Origin of the sequence: Microbacterium sp. 3J1 (assembly GCF_001049495.1) — a bacterium.
Taxonomy (GTDB): domain Bacteria; phylum Actinomycetota; class Actinomycetes; order Actinomycetales; family Microbacteriaceae; genus Microbacterium.
The window spans coordinates 544,202-570,935 of the sequence record NZ_CDWI01000011.1 but is presented as its reverse complement, the minus strand read 5'-3'; the positions used below and the strand labels follow the sequence as shown (position 1 = coordinate 570,935).

The window sequence follows — 26,734 nt, the reverse complement described above, 5'->3', positions numbered from 1 at the left end:
AGAATGGACACATGGACTGGCAGACGACCTCTGAGGACACGGTGCCGTCGGCACCCGTGACGGAGGCCGACGTCCGGCTGCTCCGCGCACGCCCACCCGCGACCGGCGCCTGGCGCGACGGCGATGCTGTGGGCGGTCGGCGCTTCGCCGCGTTCGGGGCGTTCCACACCGAGAGCGGCGCCGAGCTGCCCGGCATCCGCATCGCCTACGAGTCCTGGGGCGAGTTGAACGCCGCCCGCGACAACGCCGTCCTCGTGCTGCATGCGCTGACAGGTGACAGCCACGTCCGCGGCGATGCCGGGGCCGGGCACCCCACGGCGGGCTGGTGGGAGGACGTCACCGGGCCCGGCGCGCCCCTCGACACGGACCGCTGGTTCGTGATCGCCCCGAACATGCTGGGCGGATGCCAGGGGTCGACCGGTCCTGCGAGCATCGCGCCATCGGGCTACGAGTGGGCCTCACGCTTCCCCTATCTGACGATCCGCGACCAGGTGGCCGCGCAGGTGCGCCTCGCCGACGCGCTGGGCATCGACACCTGGGCGGCCGTCGTCGGCGGGTCGATGGGAGGCATGCACGCCCTCGAGTGGGCGGTCTCCCATCCCGACCGGGTGCAGCGACTCGCGGTGCTCTCATCACCGCCCAGCACCACCGCCGATCAGATCGCTCTGAACACCGTGCAGCTCGAGACGATCCGCATGGACCCGCGCTTCCAGGGTGGCGAGTACTACGACCTCGGCGACGGCGACGGACCGCACAGGGGCCTGGCCCTCGCCCGCCGCATGGCGCTGCTCAACTACCGCAGCCCGATCGAGCTGAACCAGCGGTTCCAGCGCTCGTGGCAGTCCGACGTCTCCCCGCTCGGTCATGGCGGTCGCTTCGCCGTCGAGTCGTACCTCGACTTCCATGGCAACAAGTTCACCCGCCGGTTCGATGCGAACAGCTACGTGACCCTCGTCGAGGCGATGAACTCGCACGACGTCGGCCGCGAGCGCGGCGGCGTCGAAGAGGCGCTCGCGTCCGTGACGGCCACGACACTCGTCCTCGGCATCGACAGCGACCGGCTGTTCCCGGTCGACGGTCAGCACCGCATCGCCCGCGGCATCCCGAACACGCTCGACGGCGACGAGGCGGTCGTGCTCACGAGCGACTTCGGTCACGACGGCTTCCTCATCGAGACCGACGCCGTGGGTCGGCACCTGCGACGACTGCTCGCGGCCTAGTCGCCGTCTTCGACGAGCCGCCAGGGCAGCGAACCGGCCTCCAGCCGCAGCGGCCCCCATTCGAACGCCGCCCCCGAAGGCGAGCGCACGACGCGCGTGGAGAATTCCTCCGCCACCCCCGCGGACGCGAGGGCGGCTGCCGCGCTGTCGTACCGGCTCAGCCGGTGAAGGGTCACCCAGGTCGGCGGATACAGCGTCCACTCCCCCGATCCGTGCGCCGCCAGCGCCTCCGCCGGACTGATCCATACCGCGTCGACGACTTCCGCCGGCGACGTGCGGACGTCACCCGAGGGCGCCTCGGCGAGGAAGAACCAGGTGCGGATGCGCACCGGAGCCTCCGGGGGCGGCTGCCACCGCGACAGGACCACCGGCTCGGCGATCTCGAGGCCCACTTCTTCGCAGGTCTCCCGGATTCCTGCTCTGCGCGCGTCGTCGACCTCGGCCGATCCCGGTTCGCGATCGACATCCTCGACCCGTCCGCCCGGGAACACCCAGGCGCCCGCGAAGGACCCGCGATCCGGCCTCCGCATCACGAGCACATCGAAACCCCGGTCGGCAGGACGCAGGAGCACGACGGTGCCCGCCACGGGCATCCGGTCGACCTCATCCACTCTGACACCCTACGTCCGCGTGCCGCCGAGGGATGACTGCGCCGCAAGCGACCGTGGCCCGCCGGTGGTGGAGCTCAGACCGTCGTGAGCACGCGCCGTCGCGCCTCGACCCGGTAGGACAGCAGGGCGATCAGTAGCCCGGCGACGGCGAGCGCCGCCCCCGTCCACGACGGAGCGGTGAATCCCCAGCCGATCGCGATGACGACGCCCCCGAGGAAGGCCCCGAGGCTGTTGCCGATGTTGAGGGCCGAGTGGTTGAGCGCCGCGGCGATCGACTGGTTGTCGCCGGCGACGTCCATCAAACGCGTCTGGATCGTGGGGCTCAGCACGGAGGAGACGAACCCGACGATCACGACGAGGATGCACAGGCTGACGATCCAGAACGACAGCGCCGCGAGCAGGCCGAGGACGACCGCCAGCAGAGCGAGTCCGAACAGCAGCGTGCGCTTCAGGTCGATGTCGGCGAGGTGCCCGCCCACCAGGTTCCCGGCGGTCATCCCGAGGCCCATGAGCACGAGGACGATCGGCACCACCCATTCCGGCGACCCCGCGACGTCGGTGACCAGCGGGGCGATGTAGCTGTAGACGGCGAAGAAGCCGCCGAATCCGATCGAGCCGATCCCGAGCGCGAACCACACCTGCGGGATGCGGAACACGCCGAGTTCCTGCCGCATCGTCCGCCCGGGCGAACCGGGGTGCTCGGGAACGAAGAACGCGATGCAGACCGTGGCCAGGGCGAAGACGAGGGCGACCACAGCGAACGCGACCCGCCAGCCCCACTGCTGCCCGAGGAACGTGCCGAGCGGCACGCCGACGACGTTGGCGACGGTCAGACCCGTGAGGATGAACGCGACGCCCTTGGCGCGATTGCCCGGGCCCATGACGTCGGCGGCGACGAGCGCGCCGATGCCGAAGTACGCACCGTGCGGGAGCCCGGCGAGGAACCGGGACATCCCGACCAGCTCGAACGTCGGCAGCACGACCGTCAGCGCGTTGAACAGGGTCAGGGCGAGCGCCAGCCCGATCATCACGCGGTGACGAGGGAAGCGCGCGACGAAGCCGGCGATCGACGGTGCACCGACGACGACACCCAGTGCGTAGAGCGAGATCAGCCATCCGGCCTGGCTCAGCGCGTCCTCAGGGCTCGACGCCCACTGCGTCGGAAGCAGCTCGGCGGCGATGTTGGGCAGCAGCCCCATGATGACGAACTCGGTCATGCCGATGCCGAAGCTGCCTATGGCGAGGGAGAGGAGCGCCCACTTCGCCGCACCCCTCGATTCAGTCGAGGGATTCACCCGTCCATGCTACCGGTCGGCGGAGTCGTCGATCGCCGCCTCCAGGCGCTCGATCTTGGCGTCGAGCTCGCCCGAGTACCCGGGACGGATGTCGGCCTTCAGCACGAGCGAGACCCGCGAGCCGAACGGCATCACCGCCTCGGTCGCGCGCTTGACGACATCCATCACCGAATCCCAGTCCGGGCCCTCGATCTCGGTGAACATGCTCGTCGTGCGGTGCGGCAGACCCGACTCCCGCACCACACGCACGGCGGCGGCCACCGCATCGTGCACTGAGGCGTCGGCGCGGTCGGAGCCATCGGCAGGGGCGCCGCTCGGGGCGACGGAGAAGGCGATCAGCATGGGTTCACTCCCGGGTGTCGGTGTTTCGGAGGACGGGCACCCGCGCCAGAGAGCGGATGCCGACGATGAGGAGGACGACGAGCAGCACGTTCCGCACGCTCAGGATGCCGACGGCGAGCGCGTCGGCACGCAGCAGCGCATCGTAGGTCAGCGGGTACACGAGGAACGTGAGAGCGCACGACGCGAGCACGAGGACGGCCGGCACACCCGCCCTCGCTCGGTCGAGCACGATCCAGATCACGACGGGTGCGATGAGCCACGTCTGGAACTGCGGCGAGCCGACCTTGTTCACGACGATCAGCGCCACGACCAGCGACAGGGCGAGCGGAGGGAAGAGTCGCGAGAGCGCCGCCCCGCGCATCGACTTCGTGGCACCGAGCACCGCGATCACGAGCACGACGACGATCATGAGGGGTGTGAGCACAGCGCCGACGGCATCCGTGCCCGCCGCCGAGACCTGGAAGGTGAGGATGTCGAAGCTGTACTCGATACGCGCCGCGCCGGCGACCGCGAGCCAGAGGAAGGGCGTCGCGGCGACCGCCTCGATCTGGAGTCCCCGCCCGGCCTGCTCCGTCAGGAAGCCGAAGATCTCGGCGTCCGCTCCGAGAAGGAACATGATCGCGACGATGCCGGCGGTCACCGCGGCGGCGGTGACGAGCATCCGCATCCTGTGCCGAGCCGCGACGACAGCGGCCGCGAGGAGCGCTCCCGGCCAGATCTTGATCCATGCTCCGACCGTGAAGAGCACGGCGGCGAGCGCGGGGCGTCGAGTCAACCACAGACCGCCGATGACGGCGAGGGGCACGGTCACCGCATCGATGCGGTAGAGAGCGACCGGACCGAGCAGCAGGAGTGCGACGATCCAGAACCACGCCGCGCGTCGGCGCGGGTGCGAGGGCGAGCGTCCGACGAGCACGCCGAATGCGACCGCGTCCAGGGCCGTCACCAGCGCCGCCCACGCGATCAGATAAGCCGTCGAGACGCCGACTGCTCCCACGAGCGGCGCGGCCAGGACCTCGGCGGCCAGCATCGGGACGAGGGCGACCTGCGGGTACACCCAGATCTCGGTGATCCCCACGACAGATTCCCCCGCGAGCGCGGCGGCGGCCCAGGGTTCGTACACGAGGACGACGTCGCCCATCGGCTGGCTCGGGTACAGCCACCCGGCGGTCGCCGTCAGCGCGTGGACGACGATGAACGCGCACCACAGGAGCGCGACATGCAGCACGGGGGTGCGGCTCACGCCAGGAGGTCCGCGACCGCGAGCGGAAGAGCCTCGGCGACGTCGAGCGCGACGATCGGATGACCGTGGCGGCCGCGCTCGGGATCGACCCCGGCTGCGATCCGACCCGCCGAGCCGTGGAGCCAGGCTCCTGCCGCGGCGACCTCGGCGAGCGGCGCGTCCGGGTTCCCAGCGAGCATCGTGCCGAGCACTCCGCCGAGCACGTCGCCGGTCCCGGCCGTCGCGAGCCACCCCGTTGCTCCCGAGACCTGCAGCACCGCACCGTCCGGCGAGGCGATCAGAGTGTTCGCTCCCTTGAGCAGCACGACGGTCTCGAGCGCCTCGGCCGCTCGTGCGGCCGACCATGCCCGGTCGGCGTCGACATCGGGCCCCATCCCGGCTCGGGCCTGCAGTCGAGCGAACTCGCGCAGGTGCGGCGTGAGCAGCACGGGTGCGGTGGCGGCATCGAGCGCCAGATCGAGGGCACCGGCGTCGACGACGACCGGCTCGTCGCCGAGCAGAAGCTGCCGCAGCTCCTCCTCCTCGCCCTCGGTGCGGTGCTCGGAGCTCGTTCCGGAGCCGATGACCCACGCCCCGACACGGGCGCCCTCGATATCCGGGCTCACCACGGTCTCCGGACGACGCGCCAGGACGGCATCCGCCGCTCGGCCCTCGCCGATGTAGCGCACGTACCCGGCGCCCGCACGCCACGCCGCCTCCACACCGAGCACCGCTGCTCCGGGGTAGGCGGGCGAGCCGGTGCGCAGTCCCACGACGCCGCGCGAGTACTTGTCGTCGTCAGCACCGGGGACGCGCACGAAGCGCGCCGTGTCTTCGCGGGTCCACTCGCGCACCTCGAACATGACTCCACGTTAGTGCGGCGGCCCTCCATCACCCAGCAGCGCACTAGCGTCGGAGGGTGAGCATTCTCTTCTCCCCCGTCAGCATCCGGTCCGTCGACTTCCGAAACCGGCTCTGGGTCTCGCCCATGTGCATGTACAGCGCCGTGGACGGCGTCGTCCAGGAATGGCACCACACCCATCTCGCTCAGTTCGCATCCGGCGGTGCCGGTCTGATCGTCGCTGAGGCGACCGCGGTCGTGCCGGAGGGCCGGATCTCACCCCGTGATGTGGGCCTCTGGAACGACGAGCAGCGCGACGCCTGGGCCCCGATCGTGCGGGCCATCCACGACCGCGGGGCCGCCGCGGGGATCCAGCTCGCCCACGCCGGCCGCAAGGCGTCGACCTGGTGGCCGTGGGCGGACGACCGGGGCTCCGTTCCCGAGTCGAAGGGCGGATGGCAGACGACTGCCCCGTCCGCGATCGCGTTCGACGGATTCGCCGAGCCGATCGCGCTGGACGGGTCCGGGATCGACGCCGTGGTCGACGGCTTCGCCTCGGCCTCGCGCCGCGCGCTGGACGCCGGATTCGACGTGCTGGAGATCCACGGCGCGCACGGCTACCTGCTGCACCAGTTCCTCTCGCCGCTGTCGAACCTGCGGGACGACGAGTACGGCGGAACCCTCGAGAACAGGGCACGGCTGCTCCTCCGAGTCATCGACGCGGTGCGGGATACGGCGGGCGACGGCGTGCCGCTGTTCGTGCGCATCTCCGCCACCGACCATGCCGAGGGAGGCTTCACCGCCGAGGAGGCCGCGCTCGTGGGCCACTGGGCCACCGAGCACGGCGCCGATCTCATCGATGTGTCGAGCGGCGGACTCGTCGCCCACCAGCAGATCGACGTCTTCCCCGGCTACCAGGTGCCCCTGGCCGAGACGGTGCGGCAGGGCGGGCGCATCCCCGTCACCGCGGTCGGGCTCATCACCGCCGCAGCCCAGGCAGAGAAGGTGCTCGCCGACGGGGCTGCCGACGCGATCTTCGCCGGCCGCGAGTGGCTGCGCGACCCGCACTTCGCGCTCCGCGCGGCGCACGAGCTGGGAGCCGAGATCGCCTGGCCGCCGCAGTACGACAGAGCGCACTGGCGCTGACACGACGAAGCCCTCCGGTCCTTGCGGGAACGGAGGGCTTCGTGCTGTGGGGCGTCAGTGGCCGCGGACCCGACGCGTCGCGTCCTGCACCTCGCCCACGAGCTCTTCCAGGATGTCCTCGAGGAACAGCACGGCCGTCGTGTTCCCCTGCGCGTCGCGCACCTTCGCGAGGTGGCGACCGGCGCGGCGCATCACGGCGAGAGCATCCTCCAGATCGGTGTCCTCCTGCACGGGGACCATGTGGTGGATGCGCTTGGACGGCAGCGGCTCGACGAGCTTCGCCGCCGCGTCCGGGCCCTCCGACGCGCGGAGGATGTCCTTCAGATGCACGTAGCCGACCGGAAGGCCTTCGCCGTCGACGATCACGTAGCGGGAGAACCCGTAGCGGGCGACCGCCTTCTCGATGTCGTCCGGGGTGGTCGTCTGCGGCAGGGTGACGAGATCGCCGAGCGGGACCGCGATGTCGCGAGCCTTCTTGTCGGTGAACTCGACCGCGGCGGCCACCGCTCCCACCGTGTCGGCGAGCACGCCCTCACGGCGCGACTGATCGACGATGGTCGCCACCTCGCCCAGGGTGAAGGTCGAGGCCGCTTCGTTCTTCGGCTCCACCCGGAACAGGCGCAGCACGCCGTTCGCGGCGGCGTTGAGCACCCAGATGACGGGCATGAACGCCTTCGACACCCAGACGAGCGGCGGGGCGAGGATGAGCACCGCGCGGTCCGGCACCGAGAACGCGAGGTTCTTCGGCACCATCTCGCCGAACACCACGTGCAGGAACGACACGATCAGCAGCGCGATGGTGAACGACACCGCGTCGACGACGCCGTCCGACCAGCCGACCGCGTGCAGCGGCGCCGCCAGGAGGTGGTGGATGGCCGGCTCGGAGACGTTCAGGATCAGCAGCGAGCAGATGGTGATGCCCAGCTGAGACGTCGCCAGCATGAGCGTCGCGTGCTCCATGGCGTACAGAGCGGTCTTGGCCGCACGCGAGCCCTGCTCCGCCCGCGGCTCGATCTGCGAGCGTCGTGCGGAGATGACGGCGAACTCGGCCCCCACGAAGAACGCGTTCGCGACCAGGAGGACGACGAGCCAGGCGATTCCTGCCCAATCGTTCATCGGGTCACCTCCGAGTCCGTGCCCTGCGGGCTCGCGATGTAGCGGATGCGATCGACACGGCGACCGTCCATGCGGACGACGTGCAGCGTGCCGGTGTCGAGCGCGACCTCGTCGCCGACGACCGGGACGCGCTCGAGCACGCTCATGATGTAACCCGCGACGGTGTCGTAGACGTCGCCTTCCGGCACGTCCACGCCGGCACGGCGTCGGAGCTCGTCCGGGCGCAGCTCGCCGGGGAACGTCACCCCGCCGCGTCCGACGACGACCCCGGCCCTGGTGCGGTCGTGCTCGTCCGACACCTCGCCGACGATCTCCTCCACCAGGTCCTCGAGTGTCACGAGCCCGGCTGTGCCGCCGTACTCGTCCACGACGACCGCGAGCTGATATCCGCGTGCTCGGAGCTCGGTGATGAGACCGTCGACGTGCGCGGTCTCGGGCACTCGGAGCGGCTCTGTCGACAGAGCGCCGACCGGGACCTCGGCACGGCGATCCCGGGGCACCGAGATCGCCGCCTTCAGGTGGACGACGCCGGTGATGTCATCGAGATCCTCGCCGTACACGGGAAAGCGGCTGTGGCCGGTGCGTCGGGCGAGTTGGACGACTTCGTCCGCCGGGTCACTGGCGGCGATCGCGTGCATGCTCGGGCGGGCCGTCATGACGTCCGCAGCGGAGAGGCGCGAGAAGGTGAGGGTGCGGTCGAGCAGGGTCGCCGTGTCGGCTTCGAGCAGTCCGGCGCTCGCCGAGCGCCGGACGAGCGATGAGAGCTCCTCGGCCGTGCGTGCGCCCGAGAGCTCCTCCTTGGGCTCGATGCCCATGCTGCGCAGAACGCCGTTCGCGCTGCCGTTGAGCACCACGACGGCGGGCTTGAAGACGGTCGTGAAAGCGACCTGGAACGGCACGACGAGCTTCGCCGTCGCCAGGGGCAGCGCGAGTGCGAAGTTCTTGGGCACGAGCTCGCCCAGGATCATCGACAAAGCAGTGGCCACCACCATCGCCACGACCGTCGCTATGGGCGCGATCGCCGCTTCGGGGATGCTCCAGGCGACGAGCGTCGGCCGCAGCAGGTTCGAGAGCGCCGGCTCCATCGTGTAGCCGGTGAGCAGCGTCGTCAGCGTGATGCCCAGCTGTGCGGCCGACAGGTGGGTGGACGTGTGCCGGAGAGCGCCGATCGTCAGCGACAGACGCGATTCTCCGCGGGCCTGACGGGCCTCGAGGTCGGCGCGGTCGAGGTTCACGAGCGCGAACTCGCTCGCCACGAACAGGCCGGTGCCGACCGTGAGCAGCAGCCCCACGCCCAACAGGATGTAATCCATCAGTGGTTCCCCTCGACTCGGAGAGGCGGGCGATGGGGCGATCTACTGCAACTGGGAGGGTCGTCCATAGTGTGTCGATTGTACGGGATCACCCTAGGAGCACGGGCGGGGAGGATGACCGTCTACCAGCTGACCGGCAGCGCCTTGCCCTCCTCGTATCCGGCCGCCGACTGCAGCCCCACGAGGGCGCGGTCGTGGAACTCCGGCACCGACGAGGCGCCCGCGTACGTGAACGACGATCTGACCCCCGAGGTGATCATGTCGAGGAGATCCTCGAGGCCCGGACGCAACGGATCGAGATAGATCTTCGACGAGGAGATCCCCTCGGCGAACAGCTCCTTGCGGGCGCGCTCGTACGCGTCGAGACGACCGAACCGCGCCTGCACGGCCTTCGTCGAGGCCATTCCCCATGACTCCTTGAAGAGCCTGCCCTCCGCGTCGCTCTGCAGTTCGCCCGGGGCTTCGATGGTGCCCGCGAACCACGAGCCGACCATCACCGAGGCCGCACCGGCGGCGAGCGCCAGTGCCACGTCTCGCGGATACCGCACTCCCCCGTCGGCCCAGACGTGGGCGCCGAGCTCGCGCGCTGCCTCGGCGGTCTCCAGGACCGCCGAGAACTGCGGTCGGCCGACCGCGGTCATCATCCGCGTCGTGCACATCGCCCCGGGGCCGACGCCGACCTTGAGGATCGAGGCCCCTGCTGCCACGAGATCCTCGACGCCGTCGGCGGTCACGATGTTGCCGGCGACGATCGGGATGCCGAGGCCGAGTTCGGCCACCGCGCCGAGGGCGCGCAGCATCCCTTCCTGATGGCCGTGCGCGGTGTCGACGACGAGGACGTCCACGCCGGCGGCGGCGAGGGCTCTGGCCTTCGACGCGACGTCGCCGTTGATCCCGACCGCGGCCGCGACGGCGAGACGTCCGTCGCGATCCAGGGCGGGCGCGTAGAGCGTCGAGCGCAGGGCGCTGCGGGCGCTCAGCGTTCCGACGAGGTGTCCGTGGTGGGTGACGGTGACCATCTCGACGCCCGCGTCGGTGATCACGTCGAAGGCGTGCCGCTCGGAGCCGATGTCGTCGGCGTCGAGCGACGGGGTGCCCGAGTGCACCAGGTCTCCGAGCTGCGCGTCGGGGAGCGCCGTGGCGAGCCTGGTCGCGGGGAGCACTCCGATGATCCGGTCGACGTCGTAGGGTGCGGCTCCCGACGCCACCACGATCCCCTGCCCGGCAGTCGGGGGCATCAGCCGAAGAGCGTCCGCGACGGTCGCCTCGGGGGGCAGCACGATCGGGGTGTCCCACGGCACCGGTTGCGCCTTGACCTCGCGGATCGCGGCGTCGAGACTCTGCAGCGGCATGTCCTGAGGAAGCACCCCGAGCCCGCCGCGCCGCGCGAGCACGGCGGCGAGCCGGGGCCCGGTGACCGAGTTCATGTTCGACGCGACGAGCGGAAGCGTCGCCGGCGTGCCGTCGCGGGGCGACAGATCGACCTGCAGGCGGCTGGTGACGGCCGAGCGCCGCGGCACCAGGAACACGTCCGAGTAGGTCAGGTCGACTGCGGGTGATTCGCCGGAGAACTCCATACGCCCACGGTACCCAGGTCACGGCGACAGGGCTGCACCTCTTGGCCGATTGCGCAGCGAAACAGGTTAGGCTTGTCAGTCGAGAGTGTGCGGGCCCGGACGCATCCTGCGTCGCGGTGTGCACATGTGGAATTCAGCGATGAAAGAGGGCGATCGAGCGTGTCGAACCAGGTGACCGGCGTCGGGGGCGACGGGGGGTTCGGAGCCAATTCCTGGCTCGTGGAAGAGCTCTACGAGCAGTTCAAGGTGAACCGCGATTCCGTCGACAAGGAATGGTGGCCGATCCTCGAGAAGTACCACTCCGAGGCCGCCGGCTCTCCCGCCTCCTCCCCCGCACCTGCTGCCGAGCAGCCCGCGCATCCGGTCACCGCGCCCATCCCCGTGATCGGGGCTCAGCCGGTCGCCCGCACGACGACGAAGCCCGCCGCCGCCGCTCCCATCCCCGCCCAAGCGCCCAAGCCGGCGACCAAGGAGGCACAGGACGCGGCCGAAGAGGACAAGGTCACCCCTCTCCGCGGTCTCCCGAAGACCCTCGCCGCGAACATGGACGAATCGCTGACCGTCCCGACCGCGACCAGCGTGCGCACGGTCCCCGCGAAGCTGATGATCGACAACCGCATCGTCATCAACAACCACATGGCGCGCACCCGCGGCGGCAAGATCAGCTTCACCCACCTGATCGGGTGGGCGCTCATCCGCACGCTCGACGAGTTCCGCAGCCAGAACGTCTTCTACGCCGAGATCGACGGGAAGCCCTCGGTCGTGGCACCGGCTCACGTCAACCTCGGCATCGCCATCGACCTGCCCAAGCCCGACGGCACCCGCGCTCTGATGGTCCCCAGCATCAAGCGGGCCGACACGATGACGTTCAGCGAGTACCTCGTGGCGTACGAGGACCTCGTCACCCGCGCCCGCGGCAACAAGCTCACCGCGGCCGACTTCCAGGGCACCACGGTCTCGCTGACGAACCCCGGCGGCATCGGCACGGTGCACTCCGTGCCGCGCCTCATGAAGGGGCAGGGCTGCATCATCGGCGCCGGTGCCCTCGAGTACCCGGCGGAGTTCCAGGGGGCTAGCCAGAAGACGCTGAACGAGCTGGCCATCGGCAAGACCATCACGCTCACGAGCACCTACGACCACCGCGTCATCCAGGGCGCGGGTTCCGGCGAGTTCCTCAAGAAGGTGCACGAGCTGCTGATCGGCCAGCGCGGCTTCTACGACGACATCTTCGCGGCTCTGCGCATCCCCTACGCACCGATCCGCTGGAACCCCGACATCGCCGTCGACCTCGCCGAGCGCGTCGACAAGCAGTCCCGTGTCCAGGAGCTCATCAACTCCTATCGCGTGCGTGGACACCTCATGGCGGACATCGATCCCCTCGAGTACGTGCAGCGCTCGCACCCGGACCTCGAGATCGAGAGCCACGGACTCACGTTCTGGGACCTCGACCGGGAGTTCGTCACGGGCGGCTTCGGTGGGCGACGCGTCGCCAAGCTCCGTGACATCCTCGGCGTGCTGCGCGACTCGTACTGCCGCACGCTCGGCATCGAGTACATGCACATCCAGGACCCCGAGCAGCGCCGGTGGTTCCAGGAGAAGGTCGAGGTCAAGTACCAGAAGCCCGGCCACGACGAGCAGCTGCGCGTCCTCCGCAAGCTCAACGAGGCCGAGGCCTTCGAGACCTTCCTGCAGACGAAGTTCGTCGGCCAGAAGCGATTCTCGCTCGAGGGCGGCGAGTCGCTCGTGCCCCTGCTCGACGAGATCCTGCAGGGTGCGGCCACGGCCGGCCTGGAAGGCGCCGCGATCGGCATGGCCCACCGCGGTCGGCTCAACGTCCTCACGAACATCGCGGGCAAGACCTACGGTCAGGTCTTCCAGGAGTTCGAGGGCACGCAGACCCCCGGCAACCAGCGCGGCTCGGGCGACGTGAAGTATCACCTCGGCACCGAGGGAACCTTCATCGCCGACGACGGATCGCAGCTTCCGGTGTACCTCGCCGCCAACCCGTCGCACCTCGAGACGGTCGACGGCGTGCTCGAGGGCATCGTCCGCGCGAAGCAGGACCGCAAGCCCATCGGCACCTTCACCTGGCTGCCGATCCTCGTGCACGGCGACGCCGCGTTCGCAGGTCAAGGCGTCGTCGTGGAGACGCTGCAGATGTCGCAGCTCCGCGGCTACCGCACCGGCGGCACGGTCCACATCGTCGTCAACAACCAGGTCGGCTTCACGACCCTGCCGAACGACTCCCGCACGTCCGTCTACGCCACGGACGTCGCCAAGACGATCCAGGCGCCGGTGCTGCACGTGAACGGAGACGACCCCGAGGCCGTCATCCACGTCGCGCAGCTGGCGTTCGAGTACCGCGAGAGGTTCCACCGCGACGTCGTGATCGACCTGGTCTGCTACCGCCGACGCGGTCACAACGAGGGCGACGATCCCTCGATGACCCAGCCGCTCATGACCGACCTCATCCAGGCGAAGCGCTCGGTGCGCAAGCTGTACACCGAGTCCCTGGTCGGGCGCGGTGACATCACCGAAGAGGAGTACGACGAGGCCAAGGCCGACTTCCAGAACCGCCTCGAGATCGCGTTCGCCGAGACCCACGCCGCGGAGACCGGGGCGATGTCGATCGGACAGGATCTGCCGCCCCTCGACGAGCAGGTGGGCGCGCCGGAGGTCACCGGCGTGTCGAACGAGGTCATCCAGCTGATCGGCGACGCCTTCGTCAACAAGCCCGAGGGCTTCACCGTGCACCCGAAGCTGCAGCAGCAGCTCGAGAAGCGCCTCGACATGAGCCGCAACGGCAACATCGACTGGGGCTTCGGCGAGCTGCTCGCGTTCGGTTCGCTCCTCGTGGAGGGAACCCCCGTGCGCCTGGCCGGTCAGGATTCGCGACGCGGCACCTTCGTGCAGCGCCACGCGACATTGCACGACCGGGCGAACGGCCAGGAGTGGCTGCCGCTGTCGAACCTCTCCGAGTCGCAGGGACGCTTCTTCGTCTACGACTCCCTGTTGAGCGAGTACGCGGCCCTCGGCTTCGAGTACGGCTACTCGGTCGAGGCGCCCGAGGCGCTCGTGCTGTGGGAGGCGCAGTTCGGTGACTTCGTCAACGGTGCGCAGTCGGTGATCGACGAGTACATCTCGGCGGCCGAGCAGAAGTGGGGTCAGCAGTCCAGCGTCACGCTTCTGCTGCCGCACGGATATGAGGGTCAGGGACCCGACCACTCCTCGTCGCGCATCGAGCGCTTCCTGCAGCTGTGCGCTCAGGAGAACATGATCGTCGCACGTCCGTCGACGCCGGCCTCCTACTTCCACCTGCTGCGCCGCCAGGCCTACGCACGTCCGCGTAAGCCGCTGATCGTGTTCACGCCGAAGGCGATGCTGCGTCTTCGCGGCGCGACGAGCCCCGTCGAGGCCTTCACCCAGGGCCGCTTCGAGCCGGTGATCGACGACGCCCGCGACCTCGACCGGTCCGCCGTGAAGCGCGTGCTCGTCCACTCGGGCAAGGTGCATTGGGATCTGCGGGCCGAGCTCGAGAAGAAGCCGAACCCCGAGGTCGCCCTCGTGCGGCTCGAGCAGCTGTACCCGACGCCGATCGACGGGCTGAAGGCCATCACGGACTCCTACCCGAACGCCGAGCTCGTATGGGTCCAGGAGGAGCCCGAGAACCAGGGAGCCTGGCCGTTCCTCGCTCTCGCCTTCGCGGACGTCCCCGGAGACCGGTCCTTCCGTCCGCTCTCGCGTCCGGCCTCCGCGTCGCCCGCGACCGGGTCGTCGAAGGTGCACGCGGCCGAGCAGGCGAAGCTTCTGCGCGATGCGCTGACGACGTCCTGACCCGGGCGGACAAACGCACAGAAGGGGGCGTCCCGACCGAGGTCGGGACGCCCCCTTCGTCGTCGGGATGCGGTCAGTACCAGATGTCGAGAGCGGGCGCGGGGAACGATGCGAACGCCCGGTCGAGCGACTCGATCGCAGTGACGCCGGCGGCGATTCGCCCGGCCGCCGACAATGTGGATGCGCTCACGGCGCCGGCGAAGAGGACCGACAGCGTGGCGACGTCGAGATCGACGTCGCTCGCGGCGTCGGCGACGTTCTCTACGGCGGCGCGGCCGGATCCGTCGACGCGCAGGCGCCAGACACCCTCGGCGATGCCCAGCCGGTCGTTCACGCGGATGACGAGATCGAGTGGCGCCGAGTAGGTGCGGCTCTCGAGGACGGCCCGCACGTCGAGGATGCGCAGCCATCCGTGGTCGTGCACGGTCTGGGTGACCCCGCGCGGATCGCGGACCAGCCAGGGCAGCGGGTCGTCAACCGGACGCAGGTCGGCGGTCACCTCGTCGACGAGATCGTGCTGCAGGGCGAAGCCCCACAGCGCGGCCGTAGCCTCCGCCGTCTCCGCCACGAGCAGCCGCACGTTCAGCGCGAACCGGAACGAGCCGTTCCGCTCGCTGAGCGTGAACGCCAGCACACCGCGCACCGCGCCGGAGCCGTCTCGGAACCGCACGCCGCGGACCTGGTCGCGCTCGGTGTCGCTCGGCGAGAGCCCGGCCATGCCCTTCCACCGCGCGTCCCACCCGGGGATCAGCCCGAGACGACCGAGGCGGGCACGCTCGTGCACCTCGCCCAGCTCGGCTGCCAGCATCTCCCTGTCGACGTACTCGAACGTTCCTTCCGTCGACGGCCCCGCCCATCCGGCTCGACGCGTGTCGACGGCGACGTGCGACATCGGCAGGGCGGAACCGAACCCATAGCGGCCATAGATCGTGGCCTCGCTGACCGTCAGACCGGCGATCGGCACGCCCGCGCCCGCCGCCGCCCGGAGCTCGCCCTCGAGCAGCGCTCTCGCGATTCCGCGCCGGCGGTGCGTCGCCGCGACCGTGACCCCGCTGATCGCCCACATCGGAATGTGCGTCCCCCGGCCGACCGCGAGGGGGGTCACCCAGGAGTCGATCGTGGCGACGGGTCGCGCCTCCGCGGACTCGGGGGCGTCGTACACCCCGATGTTGCGTCGCGCCTCCATCGCGGAGCGTCCGAAGGTGAGCGCCTCGGCAGACGGCTCAGGCCCGAGGAATCCCCGTGACATCGTGCGCTGGAATCCCTCGACGCGCACAGCGTCGTCGAGGTCCAGCACCCGGTACGAGAGGGACTGGGCCGCAAGCCTCTCGGCAGAGGTCGGATCGACGGGAGTGTCGCGTGAATCGATGCTCGTCATGTCCCCACCCTACGGGGGACGCCGACGTCGTCGGGTGGGCGCAGGTCAGTGCTGCGCGGCCTGCACCTCGCGCAGGCGCGCGAAGACCTGGTCCCGCAGCTCCTCGGGAGCGGTCTCCTTGCACGCGCGCGCCACGACCTCGGTCAGCGTGGTGGCGACGAGTGCTTCGTCGCGGCACGAGGGGCAGTTCTCCAGGTGCTCGCGGATCTCGGTGTGCTCGGTGTTGCACACTTCGTTGCGGAGGTACTCCTCCAGGTCTTTCCGGGCTTTGTCGCAGCCGCAGTCGGTCATTTCTTGCTCCTCGGTTCGGCCGCGGAGAATCCCCGCTCCGCGGCGTAATCAGCCAGCAGCTCCCGCAACATCCGCCTGCCTCGGTGCAGTCGGCTCATCACGGTGCCGATGGGCGTCTTCATGATGTCCGCGATCTCCTGGTACGCGAAGCCCTCGACGTCGGCGAGGTACACCGCCAACCGGAAGTCCTCGGGCACGGCCTGCAGCGCGTCCTTGACGACGGATGCCGGCATGTGGTCGATCGCCTCCGCCTCGGCGGAACGGCTGTGCGAGGCGGTGGTCGACTCGGCCCCGCCGAGCTGCCAGTCCTCGAGCTCGTCGATCGTGCCCTGGAAGGGCTCGCGCTGCTTCTTGCGATAGATGTTGATGTACGTGTTGGTGAGGATGCGGTACAGCCACGCCTTGAGGTTCGTGCCCTGTGTGAACGTCGACCACGAGCCGTACGCCTTGACGAACGTCTCCTGGACGAGGTCGGCGGCGTCCGCGGGGTTCCTGGTCATGCGCATGGCAGCGGCGTAGAGCTGATCCATGAACGGGATCGCCTGTTCCTCGAATTCGCGCCGAGGGTCGTCGACCGAGGCTGCGGTTGCGGTGTCATCCATCACCGGCCAGTCTAGGCCGCTGAGGTCCGTCGACCCGCGTTCCATCGTGGCGAGCATTCTGTCTCCTTCTCGGCGAGCACACGCCATTCGATGGGCCTGCGACTCGCGTTTACTAAGGTGGGAACCGATGAGCGCCAACAGGTATTCCCCCTCCCCTGTCCAGGGCGCCTACGTGGCGCCCACGATCGCCGATCCCGTTCGTGCCACCGTGACCGTCCCCGGCTCGAAATCGCTCACGAATCGCGAGCTCATCATCGCCGCGATCGCCGATGGACCCGGGCGGCTGACGTCCCCTCTGCACTCGGACGACTCTCGTCGGATGGTCGAGGCGCTGCGCGCGCTCGGCGTCGGGATCGAGGAGGTCGACGGAGCGGGCGAGTTCGGGCCGGACCTCGTGGTCACCCCTGCGAGGCTCGTCGGCGGCACTACGGTCGACTGCGGTCAGGCGGGCACCGTCATGCGCTTCATCGCCCCCCTCGCCGGGCTCGCGCAGCACGACGTCCACCTGACGGCGCACGAGACGGCGCTTCACCGCCCCATGGGCGGGCTGATCACAGCCCTGCGCGACCTCGGTGTCGACATCGACGACGAGGGCACGTGGGCGCTGCCTTTCACGATCCGCGGTCATGGCCGGATCCGCGGCGGGCGAGTGGAGATCGACGCCTCGGCCTCCAGCCAGTTCGTGTCGGGTCTGCTCCTCGCCGCTCCGCGCTTCGACGTCGGGTTGCATCTCGTCCACACCGGCGAGCACCTGCCGAGCCTTCCGCATATCGACATGACGATCGAGGCGCTGAGCCGGCGCGGCATCCGCATCGAGCGCCCGGCGACGGGCGAGTGGCTCGTCGAGGCGGGCGTCCCCCGGGCCAAGGAGATCGCGATCGAGCCGGATCTCTCCAACGCCGCGCCCTTCCTCGGCGCCGCGCTCGTCACCGGTGGGTCTGTCTCGGTCACCGGATGGCCGGTGCATTCGACGCAGCCGGGCGCCCTCCTGCCCGAGATCCTCCAGGCGATGGGCGCGCACGTCGGTAGGCACAGCGGCGTCCTCACGGTCAGGGCGGGCACCGAGATCCGCGGTCTCGACCTCGACCTCTCGGCGGCGAGCGAGCTCACGCCGACGCTCGTCGGACTCGCGGCGTTCGCGTCGGGGCCCACCACCATCCGCGGCATCGGTCACATCCGACTGCACGAGACCGATCGCATCGCCGCCCTCATCGGCAACATCCGCGCTCTCGGCGGAGAGGCCGAGGAACTCTCGGACGGCCTCCGCATCGTCCCGCGCGATCTCCACGGGGGTGCGTGGGCTGCCCACCACGACCACCGCATGGCGACGACGGGCGCCCTCATCGGTCTCCGCGTTCCGGGCGTCGAGATCGACGACATCGGCACGACGGCGAAGACGCTGCCCGAATTCACCATGCTGTGGGAGCGGATGCTGAGGGGCACCGCCGCGTGAGCTGGCTCGACGACCCGGACGACCTCGAGGGCGACTTCGAGGACTACGACGAGAGCAGCATCCGGACCCGTCCGAACCCGAAGGCCAATCGCCCGCGCACGAAGCGACGGCCCGCTCACGACGACGCTCGCATCGGGCGCGTCCTCGGCGTCGACCGCGGGCGCTACTCCGTGCTCCTCGATGAGGGCACGGACGACGAGCACACCCTCACCGCCTCCCGTGCGCGTGAGCTCCGGCGCACGCCGATCGTCACGGGCGATCAGGCGCGCGTCGTCGGGGACACCACGGGCGACGACGGAACCCTCGGCCGGATCGTCGGTATCGTCGAGCGCACCTCGCTGCTGCGTCGCAGTGCCGACGACACCGATCAGGTCGAGCGCGTCATCGTCGCCAACGCCGATCAGATGCTCGTGGTCGTCGCCGCGGCCGACCCCGAGCCCCGCGCGCGTCTCGTCGATCGCTACCTGGTCGCCGCCCTCGACGCCGGCATCCGTCCGCTGCTCGTCGTGACCAAGACCGACATCGCCGACCCGTCCTCCTTCCTCTCGCACTTCGACGGCCTGGACCTGCGCGTCTTCACCAGCGCGCGCGACGAGATGCCCGTCGACGAGATCGGCGCAGCGCTGGTCGGCCATTCGACCGTGTTCGTCGGGCACTCCGGCGTCGGCAAGTCGACCCTGGTCAACGCCCTGGTCCCCAGCGCCCTGCGGGCGACCGGCCATGTCAACCAGGTGACCGGGCGCGGGCGGCACACGTCGTCGTCGACCGTCTCCCTCCGCTACGAGGGTGCCGAGGGCACCGGATGGGTGATCGACACCCCGGGTGTGCGCTCGTTCGGCCTCGGGCACGTCGACCCCGAGAACATCCTCGCCGCCTTCACCGAACTCGCGACCATCGCCGAGGACTGCCCTCGCGGATGCACCCACCTTCCCGACGCGCCGGACTGCGCGCTCATCGAGGCCGCCGAGCGGGGTGAGCTCACCGAGACGGGGCTGGCCCGTCTCGACTCCCTGCAACGGCTGTTGCAGACGTTCGCAGACAAGGCCGAGCAGACCCCCGGACGCTAGGCTGAGAGCGTGACTGTGCGCCTGGAACCCGGAACCGCTGCCCCCGACTTCTCACTCCTCGACCAGGACGGCCAGACCGTCCGGCTCTCCGACCTGCGGGGTGAGAAGGTCGTGCTGTATTTCTACCCGGCCGCGATGACGCCAGGATGCACCACGCAGGCCTGCGACTTCCGCGACAGCATCTCCTCACTCCAGGGAGCCGGGTACCGCGTCATCGGCGTCTCTCGTGACGAGCCGGCGAAGCTCGCCGAGTTCCGTGATCGCGACGGACTCACCTTCACTCTCCTGAGCGACCCCGACCATGCGGTGCACACGGCCTACGGCGTGTGGGGAGAGAAGATGAACTACGGCAAGGTCGTCGAAGGCGTCATCCGCTCGACCTTCGTGATCGATGCCGCCGGGTCGATCGCCCTCGCCCAGTACAACGTCAAGGCCACCGGGCACGTCGCACGTCTGCGGAAGCTCCTGGGCATCGACGACTGAGTCACGGCGGACCTACTCCGCGGCCGCCTGGTTCTCCGCACGGGTGGTCGCGATCAGGAGTCCGAATCCGAGGAGCGCGGGAAGCCCCACGGCGATGGTGAAGAGCCACACGATCGGCTGGACCGTCAGGGATGCGATCGCGAGCGCGACGCCGAGCACCTGGAACACGAGACCTCCCGACCGTGCCCAGGAACGCCCCGACCGCGTGCCCACCGCGAAGGCGATCAGCGCGACCGCGCCGATCAGTGTGAGCACGATGAGCGCGATGGCGGTGGACATCGACGCCGCGTTCCCCGCGCCGAGCCCGGCGATCTCGATGAGAGCGAACACCACGAGGGCGATGCCTTCCGCGGCGAGGACGCCTGCTGCCGCGAGAGCCAGACCGGGTGAGCGCACGATGTCTCCTGAGAATCGAATGAGAAGCGAAAAAACCCTTGATTTCGCCGGATTCATGTAACAGAATGGACAGCGTCATGTGCTCCCACAGCGGCGTGGGGCGGGCTTCGTGTCCGCATCACAAATGCGGGCATCCGTCCGTATCTCAACAGGGTAGCTGAACCCGAACTGCCACCCGAAATCGAGACGTCGCGCGGCGACGTCTCTCGAACATCCACACCGAGGAGCCCCCATGGATTGGCGCGACAAGGCCGCCTGCTTGACTGTCGACCCCGAGCTGTTCTTCCCGGTCGGGAACACCGGCCCGGCCGTCGATCAGATCGAGAAGGCGAAGACCGTCTGCGCCACCTGCACGGTCACGGAGATCTGCCTGCAGTACGCCCTGGAGACCAGCCAGGACTCGGGCGTGTGGGGCGGCCTCTCCGAAGACGAGCGTCGCGCTCTCAAGCGTCGCGCCGCTCGCGCCCGCCGCGCTTCCTGACGTATGAGAGAAGGGCCCGAGACGATGTCTCGGGCCCTTCTCTCATGTCGGCGTCACGCCGTCAGCCATCGCAGAGGGATGTCGATCACGACCTCCGTGCCTTCGCCTTCGCTCCCCCGCCATTCGATCGACCCACCCAGCTCGCCCTGGATGAGGGTGCGGATGATCTGCGTCCCGAGCCCCTGACCGATGCGTCCCTCGGGCAGTCCGTGCCCGGTGTCGCGAACCGTGACGCGCAGGTTCTCCTCGGTGCGGGCGGCGTCGATCGTGACGATGCCCTCCTGACCCGCGAGCCCGTGCTCGACCGCGTTGGTGACGACCTCCGTGAGCGCGAGGGCCAGCGGGGTCGCATACTCGCTCGGGAGCACGCCGAAGCGTCCTGTCGACTGCGTCCGCGCCCGGGTGTTGGGGGCCGAGGCGACCTCGGCGACGAGCTTGAGGACTCGATGGAAGACCTCGTCGAAGTCGACCTTCTGAGTGAGCCCCTGGGCCAGCGTGTCGTGCACGACGGCGATGGAGTCCACGCGCCTCATGGCCTGGGTGAGCGCATCCCGTGCTTCGTCCGAATGAGTGCGACGCGCCTGGATGCGCAGCAGGGAGGCCACCGTCTGCAGGTTGTTCTTGACCCGGTGATGGATCTCCCGGATCGTCGCATCCTTCGTGATGAGCTCCTGCTCCTGATGACGGAGCTCCGACACGTCCCGGCAGAGCAGGATGGCGCCGATGCGGGTTCCCCGATCCTTCAGCGGAATCGCGCGGAGGGACACCGTGACCCCGCGAGCCTCGATGTCGGTGCGCCACGGGGCCCGGCCCGTCACGACGACCGGCAGCGATTCGTCGACCTGACGCGACGGCGGCACGAGCCGGGTGGTCACCTCGGCGAGCGACTCACCCTCGAGCTCGTCGTCGAAGCCCATCCGGTTGAATGCCGACAGCGCGTTGGGGCTGGCGAAGGTCGTGATCCCGTCGACGTCGATCCGGATCAGCCCGTCGGATGCGCGCGGCGCCCCGCGACGCGGGGAGGTCGGAGCGGCGGGGTCGGGGAAGCTCCCGTCGGCGATCATCCGGAAGAGGTCGTCGGCGCACTCGTCGAAGGTGATCTGCTGGCGAGACGGCGTGCGTGCCTCACCGAGGTTCGTGTGCCGGGTGACGACGCCGATCACGGATGCCGGGCGCTGACCGCCCTGACGCTCGCTGACGATGGGAACGGCCCGCACCCTGGTCGGGGTCTCCTCGAACCAGTCCGGCGAGGACGAGTCCACGATCTGCGCCGACTCGAAGGCGCCCTGCACCTGCGTGCGCCATTGCGGACGCACCCGCTCCCCCACGATGTCGCGATAGAACAGCGTCGCCGCGCCACTCGGGCGAGCGTGAGCGACGGCTACGAAGGAACCGTCCTCGGTCTGGACCCACACCACGATGTCCGCCGAGGCGAGGTCGGCGAGCAGCTGGCCGTCGCCGGCGAGACGATGCAGCCACTCCACATCATTGTCGGCCAGTCGGCCCTGGGCATGCGCGAGATCACTGAGGGTTGACACCCCACCAGCCTAGAGCGCCCGAGATCAGAGCACGGCCAGGGACGTGGCCCGCCACCTGCGGTCGTACCCCTCCAGGCGGATCGCCACAGCGCGTGTGCGGCCCGGCCCTGCGACGACCACCACCGCCTCGACCTTGCCGTCGGCGGGCTCGGTGACCCGCACGGAGCGGACCTCGAATGTCGGGCGCGCAGGCGAGACCCCCCTCGCGCTGCGCGCCCTCGCCGACAGGTTCGCCCGTGCCACCAGATTGCGGTAGGCGTCCTCGTTGAACCACCGGGCGAGCTGATCGACTTCTCTGACCCCGGCGAGCACTTCGAGGACACCATGAGTGAGGCTGCGAAGGAGCGGCTGCGGATCCGGCAGCTCGGCGGACGGCGTGGGCTGCGGTGCGAAATACTCATGAAGCGTCATCTGCAGAACTCTCGATCGGGGAAGACTCGGCTCAGTAGAGCACGCACTCCGCAGCCGTCCCGGCGGGTTCGGCGAGGAATGTGGATAACTCGTACATCGTCGGCTGAGGTTCGCCTACGGTGGGGCGGTGCATTGGGATCGGCTGTTCGAAGACCTTGAAGGACAGCTCGCCTCGGAATGGGAGGGCGAGCGCGCGGCGCTGGACGCGGAGTCGGAGCGACTGCGCATCTCGAGGCTCGACCTGCGGAGCCGTCTGCGGGCTCTGTGCGTGATGCAGGCTCCGGCGACGATCGATCTGCCGGGCGGGCGCCGGGTTCGATCGCGGCTGCACGCTCTCGGGGCGGATTGGATGGCGGCCGCGATGATCGAGGCCGAAGGCGTCTCCACGGCTCGCACCACTCGGCTCTTCCCGCTGTCAGCCGTTCGCGGCCTGACCACCGACCACGGCCTGCTCCTCGCGAGTCTCGAGGAGGGCGAGGCGTCGAGCGCCGACCTCCGAGAGCGCATGACCCTCGGATTCGTCCTCCGCGACCTGGCACGCCGCCGAGTGGCCGTCAGGATAGTCGGACTCGACGGTCCTGACCTGCACGGCACGATCGATCGCGCCGGTGCCGATCATCTCGATCTCGCGCTGCACGATCCGGGCGAGGCGAGACTCGCGGGCGCGGTGCGAGGATTCCGGATCCTCCCCTTCACCGCACTGGTCTCGGTGCAGGCGCTGGGAGATCAGATGCCGTGAACCCGCGACGTGCCCCAGACCTCCGGGAAGCTCGCCTCGCTCGCCTGCCGCCACAGAGCCATGCGACGCGCTTCCTCCGACTGCTCGGCGAGATACTCCGCCAGGCTCGACTCCTCGACGCGCCACCGCGACGGCGACCCGAGCTTCGAGCCGCGCAGACGGCCCTGATAGACGAGGTCGATGACCTCGTCGACATCGATGCAGAGCAGCTCGGCGACCTGTGCCGGCGCGAGAAAGCGCGGAGCAGCAGGGAGCGAGTCGGTCATACTCCCATTCTGTCGCGAAGGCGACGGCAGGCCCAGCCCACGAGAGCGCTGTGGATAACTTCGGCCCCTGGATGCCGGGATCTGTGAGCATGGCGACATGAACAAGGCCACCCGTCGTCGTCGCGCCGTCTGGGGCGACGCACGTTTCCTGGTCGGCATCGTGATGGTCGCTCTCTCCATCGGCGGGGTGTGGCTGGTCGTCTCCTCGGCATCCGCGACCTCTCCCGTGCTCCAGGCGAACCGCACCATCGTCCAGGGCGAAGCGCTCGTCTCGAACGACTTCCGGGTCGTGGAGGTGAACCTCGGCGCGATCGTCGACACGTACCTCGCCCCGCAGGATCTCGTTCCCGGGCTCGTCGCGGCGCGAACGGTGTCCGAAGGCGAGCTCCTCCCGTCGAGGGGAACGACGGACGCCGAGACCAGCCGCACCACGACCGTCGTGGTCGAGAGCAGCACCGGCATCCCCGCTCAGGTGAAGACCGGATCCGTCGTCGAGCTGTGGCACGCCCCGACGCTCGACGAGAGCGGTGAGACGGACGTTCCGAGACTTCTCGTCGCCGATGTCACCGTCGCCGAGGTGACGTCGTCCGAGGGAGTCCTCGCGGCCGGGGGAACGTCCGTGGAGCTGGTGGTCGAGCGCGCCGACGTCGCCGACGTCCTCGCCGCGATCACCGGCGGCTCGCTGCTGTCGATCGTCCCGATCGGGGCCGCCCCGTGACGAGCGTCGTGGTCGCGATGGCTGAGCCTCGCGCATCGACTCTCGCGGCGGAGCTGGAGATCGAGGGAATCCGCGTCGCCGTCGTCGCCCCCGGCAGCATCCTGCCTCTCCCCGAAGGGACGGAGGCACTCGTCGTCAGAGCGGAACGCGCGGTGCTCACCCCGGCCCTCCTCACTGCCTGCGACCGCGCGGGGGTGAGGATCATCCCGGTCGGTGGCCACGGCGACGCACGGCTCCTGGCACGGTACGGCCTGCCGACGGCGCTGCCCGATGGAGCCAGCGGATGGGAGGTCGCCGTGGCACTGTCGGCGGACATCCCGCAGGCCACCCTGCGAGATGCCGGCGGACCGCACCGTGTCACCGTGGTGTGGGGTGCTCACGGCGCTCCGGGACGCACCACGCTCGCGATTCAGCTGGCGGTCGAGCTTCGCAGGGCGGGGCGCCGCACGGCCCTGGTCGACGCCGACACGGTCGCTCCCTCGATCGCCCTCCTCCTGGGCCTCAGCGATGAGGCCCCGGGCATCGCCGGTGCGTGCCGCCGTGCCGAGCTCGGCGCCCTCGATGCCGCCGAGCTGTCGCGATTGTCGGCGACGCTCGAGACGGCGGCCGGAGAGATCGACGTGCTCGGCGGCATCAATCGCCCGTCGCGCTGGCCGGAGCTCTCCGCGGCGCGTCTGCGCTCGGCGCTCCAGGCCTGCAGGTCGTGGACCGAGGAGACGGTCGTGGACGTCGCGAGCGACTTCGATGCCGACGACGAAGCCACCTACGATCTCGCCGGACCCCGACGCCACGCGGCCACCGTCGCGGCGCTGCAGGAGGCCGATGCGATCATCGCCGTCGCGTCGGCCGACCCGCTGGGAATCAGTCGCTTCATTCGCGATCACGCCGAGCTGCGCCGTCTGATCCCCTCCACGCCGATCAGCGTCGTGGTGAACCGGCTGCGACCAGGGCCTCTGGGTCTCGATGCCCGCGGGCAGATCCGTCGCACGCTCGATCGCTTCGCCGGCATCACCGACATCACGTTCGTACCCTTCGACCAGCGGGCGGCGGATGCCGCTCTGCTGCACGCTCGCCCGATGGCGGACGTCACGCCGAGGTCGTCCCTCGTCGCCGCTGTCCGAACCCTGGTCCCGATGCGGGCCGAGTCAGCGCCGGCGGCTACTGGCGATAGCTCGAGAGGAAGTTCCCGAGGCGCTCGACGGCTTCTGCGAGCACGCGAGGCTCCGGGAGGGTGACGAGACGGAGATGATCGGGCGCCGGCCAGTTGAACCCGGTGCCCTGCACGAGCAGGATGTGCTCGGAGACGAGGAGGTCGTACACGAGCTTGGCGTCATCCCGGATCTCATGCACCTCCGGATCCAGACGCGGAAACGCGTACAGCGCGCCGCGGGGCTTGACGCAGGAGACACCGGGGATCGACTCCAACCCCTCCCAGGCGATGTCTCGCTGCTCATGCAGCCGACCGGTCGAGGCGATCAGAGCATCGATCGACTGCACACCGCTGAGGGCCGCCTGCACGGCGTGCTGCGCGGGGACGTTGGGGCACAGACGGGTCGACGCCAGCAGGTTGATCCCTTCGAGGAACCCCTTGGCGTGCGACTGCGGCCCGGTGATCACGAGCCACCCCGAGCGGTAGCCGGCGACCCGGTAGGTCTTCGACAGCCCGTTGAAGGTCAGGCAGAGGAGATCGGGGGCCAGCGTCGCGGTCGGGATGTGCACCGCGTCGTCGAAGAGGATGCGGTCGTAGATCTCGTCCGACAGCAGCAGCAGCTCGTGCTCCCTGGCGATCTGGACCATCCCCGCGAGTACCTCACGGGAGTACACGACACCCGTGGGGTTGTTCGGGTTGATGATCACCATCGCCTTGGTCTGCGGTGTGATCTTCGAGCGGATGTCCTCGAGGTCCGGCTGCCAGCCGTCGTCCTCGTCGCAGAGGTAGTGCACGGGCGTGCCGCCCGCAAGGCTCGTCATGGCGGTCCACAGCGGATAGTCGGGTGCGGGGATGAGAACCTCGTCACCCTCGTCGAGCAGCGCCTGCATCGTCATCGTGATGAGTTCGGAGACGCCGTTGCCGAGGAAGACGTCCTCCGGATCGAAGCGAGGGAAGCCGTCGATCTCCTCGTACCGGCTGACGACGGCACGCCGGGCCGAGACGATGCCCTTGCTGTCGCTGTACCCATGCGCCGAGGGAAGCGCCGCAAGCATGTCATGGACGATCTGGTGGGGCGCCTCGAAGCCGAAGATGGCCGGGTTCCCCGTGTTGAGCTTGAGGATCCGGTGGCCCTCCGCCTCGAGTCGCGCCGCCTCGACGAGCGTGTTCCCACGGATCTCGTACAGGACGTTCTTGAGCTTCGACGACTGGTCGAAGTGGCGCGATGGTGTCATTGAGCAAGC

Annotated in this window: 26 protein-coding genes; 10 read left to right on the top strand and 16 right to left on the bottom strand. The window is 69.6% G+C overall.

Annotation, left to right across the window (positions count from 1 at the left end; all coding sequences use genetic code 11):
- The first annotated feature begins 11 nt into the window (after positions 1-11).
- The gene (locus BN2660_RS11655) at positions 12-1,220 is read left to right on the top strand and encodes a homoserine O-acetyltransferase MetX (protein WP_091231983.1); all 1,209 of its coding nucleotides are present in this window, start codon (positions 12-14) and stop codon (positions 1,218-1,220) included.
- Here the strand turns inward: BN2660_RS11655 and BN2660_RS11650 are convergent.
- The 5 genes from BN2660_RS11650 to BN2660_RS11630 all read right to left on the bottom strand — a co-directional run bounded on the left by BN2660_RS11650 (position 1,217) and on the right by BN2660_RS11630 (position 5,553).
- Positions 1,217-1,831 (bottom strand): NUDIX hydrolase, encoded by a 615-nt coding sequence (locus BN2660_RS11650; RefSeq protein WP_255305142.1) that lies wholly within the window; start codon positions 1,829-1,831, stop codon positions 1,217-1,219. The genes BN2660_RS11655 and BN2660_RS11650 overlap by 4 nt on opposite strands.
- A 74-nt stretch (positions 1,832-1,905) precedes the next feature.
- A complete protein-coding gene (locus BN2660_RS11645) occupies positions 1,906-3,126 on the bottom strand; it encodes an MFS transporter (RefSeq protein ID WP_091231978.1) in 1,221 nt (406 codons plus the stop codon).
- A 9-nt stretch (positions 3,127-3,135) separates the two neighbouring features.
- Positions 3,136-3,468, bottom strand: coding sequence for a thiamine-binding protein (locus BN2660_RS11640; protein WP_091231976.1), 333 nt, complete (start codon positions 3,466-3,468; stop codon positions 3,136-3,138).
- Positions 3,469-3,472: 4 nt separating this feature from the next.
- Entirely contained in the window at positions 3,473-4,711 is a 1,239-nt protein-coding gene (locus BN2660_RS11635) for a hypothetical protein (RefSeq protein ID WP_255305141.1), read from the bottom strand.
- A complete protein-coding gene (locus BN2660_RS11630; protein WP_091231973.1) occupies positions 4,708-5,553 on the bottom strand; it encodes an ADP-dependent NAD(P)H-hydrate dehydratase in 846 nt (281 codons plus the stop codon). Before BN2660_RS11630 ends, BN2660_RS11635 begins: the two co-directional genes overlap by 4 nt.
- A gap of 56 nt (positions 5,554-5,609) precedes the next feature.
- On the opposite strand from BN2660_RS11630, the gene BN2660_RS11625 reads away from it, so the two are divergent.
- On the top strand, positions 5,610-6,677 hold the full coding sequence (locus tag BN2660_RS11625) for an NADH:flavin oxidoreductase/NADH oxidase (protein ID WP_091231970.1): 1,068 nt from the start codon (positions 5,610-5,612) through the stop codon (positions 6,675-6,677).
- 54 nt (positions 6,678-6,731) lie between these two features.
- Here the strand turns inward: BN2660_RS11625 and BN2660_RS11620 are convergent, their stop codons facing one another.
- From BN2660_RS11620 to BN2660_RS11610, 3 genes are all read right to left on the bottom strand, one after another.
- Positions 6,732-7,793, bottom strand: coding sequence for a hemolysin family protein (locus BN2660_RS11620; protein WP_091231967.1), 1,062 nt, complete (start codon positions 7,791-7,793; stop codon positions 6,732-6,734).
- Positions 7,790-9,106, bottom strand: coding sequence for a hemolysin family protein (locus BN2660_RS11615; RefSeq protein ID WP_091231964.1), 1,317 nt, complete (start codon positions 9,104-9,106; stop codon positions 7,790-7,792). The genes BN2660_RS11620 and BN2660_RS11615 overlap by 4 nt, the downstream gene beginning before the upstream one ends.
- Positions 9,107-9,228: 122 nt before the next feature.
- A complete protein-coding gene (locus BN2660_RS11610) occupies positions 9,229-10,683 on the bottom strand; it encodes a GMP reductase (RefSeq protein WP_091231961.1) in 1,455 nt (484 codons plus the stop codon).
- A 159-nt stretch (positions 10,684-10,842) separates the two neighbouring features.
- On the opposite strand from BN2660_RS11610, the gene BN2660_RS11605 reads away from it, so the two are divergent.
- Positions 10,843-14,517, top strand: coding sequence for a multifunctional oxoglutarate decarboxylase/oxoglutarate dehydrogenase thiamine pyrophosphate-binding subunit/dihydrolipoyllysine-residue succinyltransferase subunit (locus tag BN2660_RS11605; protein WP_091231957.1), 3,675 nt, complete (start codon positions 10,843-10,845; stop codon positions 14,515-14,517).
- Positions 14,518-14,590: 73 nt separating this feature from the next.
- Here the strand turns inward: BN2660_RS11605 and BN2660_RS11600 are convergent, their stop codons facing one another.
- Genes BN2660_RS11600 through BN2660_RS11590 form a run of 3 tightly spaced genes read right to left on the bottom strand, consistent with a single transcriptional unit; the run spans position 14,591 to position 16,788 of the window.
- Positions 14,591-15,895: a GNAT family N-acetyltransferase gene (locus tag BN2660_RS11600; protein WP_091231954.1), complete on the bottom strand. Its 1,305-nt coding sequence runs from the start codon at positions 15,893-15,895 to the stop codon at positions 14,591-14,593.
- 45 nt (positions 15,896-15,940) lie between these two features.
- Positions 15,941-16,186 (bottom strand): zf-HC2 domain-containing protein, encoded by a 246-nt coding sequence (locus tag BN2660_RS11595; RefSeq protein WP_042541911.1) that lies wholly within the window; start codon positions 16,184-16,186, stop codon positions 15,941-15,943.
- Positions 16,183-16,788: a sigma-70 family RNA polymerase sigma factor gene (locus BN2660_RS11590; protein WP_255305137.1), complete on the bottom strand. Its 606-nt coding sequence runs from the start codon at positions 16,786-16,788 to the stop codon at positions 16,183-16,185. Before BN2660_RS11590 ends, BN2660_RS11595 begins: the two co-directional genes overlap by 4 nt.
- Positions 16,789-16,915: 127 nt before the next feature.
- Between BN2660_RS11590 and aroA the strand changes: the two genes are divergently transcribed.
- Genes aroA through bcp form a run of 3 tightly spaced genes read left to right on the top strand, consistent with a single transcriptional unit; the run spans position 16,916 to position 19,791 of the window.
- Entirely contained in the window at positions 16,916-18,241 is a 1,326-nt protein-coding gene (aroA, locus tag BN2660_RS11585; RefSeq protein ID WP_091231948.1) for a 3-phosphoshikimate 1-carboxyvinyltransferase, read from the top strand.
- Complete coding sequence (gene rsgA / locus BN2660_RS11580) at positions 18,238-19,308, top strand: ribosome small subunit-dependent GTPase A (RefSeq protein WP_091233619.1); 1,071 nt, start codon at positions 18,238-18,240, stop codon at positions 19,306-19,308. Before aroA ends, rsgA begins: the two co-directional genes overlap by 4 nt.
- 9 nt (positions 19,309-19,317) lie before the next feature.
- The gene (gene bcp / locus BN2660_RS11575) at positions 19,318-19,791 is read left to right on the top strand and encodes a thioredoxin-dependent thiol peroxidase (RefSeq protein WP_091231945.1); all 474 of its coding nucleotides are present in this window, start codon (positions 19,318-19,320) and stop codon (positions 19,789-19,791) included.
- Positions 19,792-19,803: 12 nt separating this feature from the next.
- Here the strand turns inward: bcp and BN2660_RS11570 are convergent, their stop codons facing one another.
- Positions 19,804-20,187, bottom strand: a complete 384-nt coding sequence (locus tag BN2660_RS11570) for a hypothetical protein (RefSeq protein ID WP_176697172.1) — start codon at positions 20,185-20,187, stop codon at positions 19,804-19,806.
- A gap of 232 nt (positions 20,188-20,419) precedes the next feature.
- Here BN2660_RS11570 and BN2660_RS11565 point away from each other — a divergent pair, with 232 nt between their 5' ends.
- On the top strand, positions 20,420-20,668 hold the full coding sequence (locus BN2660_RS11565) for a WhiB family transcriptional regulator (protein ID WP_017203224.1): 249 nt from the start codon (positions 20,420-20,422) through the stop codon (positions 20,666-20,668).
- 53 nt (positions 20,669-20,721) lie between these two features.
- Here the strand turns inward: BN2660_RS11565 and BN2660_RS11560 are convergent, their stop codons facing one another.
- Together BN2660_RS11560 and BN2660_RS11555 are read right to left on the bottom strand one after the other, a co-directional pair.
- Positions 20,722-22,206, bottom strand: coding sequence for a sensor histidine kinase (locus BN2660_RS11560; protein ID WP_091231938.1), 1,485 nt, complete (start codon positions 22,204-22,206; stop codon positions 20,722-20,724).
- Between the two features lie 24 nt (positions 22,207-22,230).
- On the bottom strand, positions 22,231-22,617 hold the full coding sequence (locus BN2660_RS11555; protein ID WP_091231935.1) for an Rv3235 family protein: 387 nt from the start codon (positions 22,615-22,617) through the stop codon (positions 22,231-22,233).
- A gap of 127 nt (positions 22,618-22,744) precedes the next feature.
- Between BN2660_RS11555 and BN2660_RS11550 the strand changes: the two genes are divergently transcribed.
- Positions 22,745-23,356 (top strand): hypothetical protein, encoded by a 612-nt coding sequence (locus tag BN2660_RS11550; RefSeq protein WP_091231932.1) that lies wholly within the window; start codon positions 22,745-22,747, stop codon positions 23,354-23,356.
- Here the strand turns inward: BN2660_RS11550 and BN2660_RS11545 are convergent.
- Entirely contained in the window at positions 23,344-23,622 is a 279-nt protein-coding gene (locus BN2660_RS11545; RefSeq protein ID WP_091231927.1) for a helix-turn-helix domain-containing protein, read from the bottom strand. The genes BN2660_RS11550 and BN2660_RS11545 overlap by 13 nt on opposite strands.
- Before the next feature lie 97 nt (positions 23,623-23,719).
- Here BN2660_RS11545 and BN2660_RS11540 point away from each other — a divergent pair, with 97 nt between their 5' ends.
- Positions 23,720-24,340, top strand: coding sequence for an SAF domain-containing protein (locus BN2660_RS11540; protein ID WP_091231924.1), 621 nt, complete (start codon positions 23,720-23,722; stop codon positions 24,338-24,340).
- Between the two features lie 17 nt (positions 24,341-24,357).
- Entirely contained in the window at positions 24,358-25,575 is a 1,218-nt protein-coding gene (locus BN2660_RS11535) for a CpaE/TadZ family protein (RefSeq protein WP_141651284.1), read from the top strand.
- Here the strand turns inward: BN2660_RS11535 and BN2660_RS11530 are convergent.
- On the bottom strand, positions 25,499-26,725 hold the full coding sequence (locus tag BN2660_RS11530; protein ID WP_091231918.1) for a pyridoxal phosphate-dependent aminotransferase: 1,227 nt from the start codon (positions 26,723-26,725) through the stop codon (positions 25,499-25,501). The genes BN2660_RS11535 and BN2660_RS11530 overlap by 77 nt on opposite strands.
- Between the last annotated feature and the right edge of the window lie 9 nt (positions 26,726-26,734).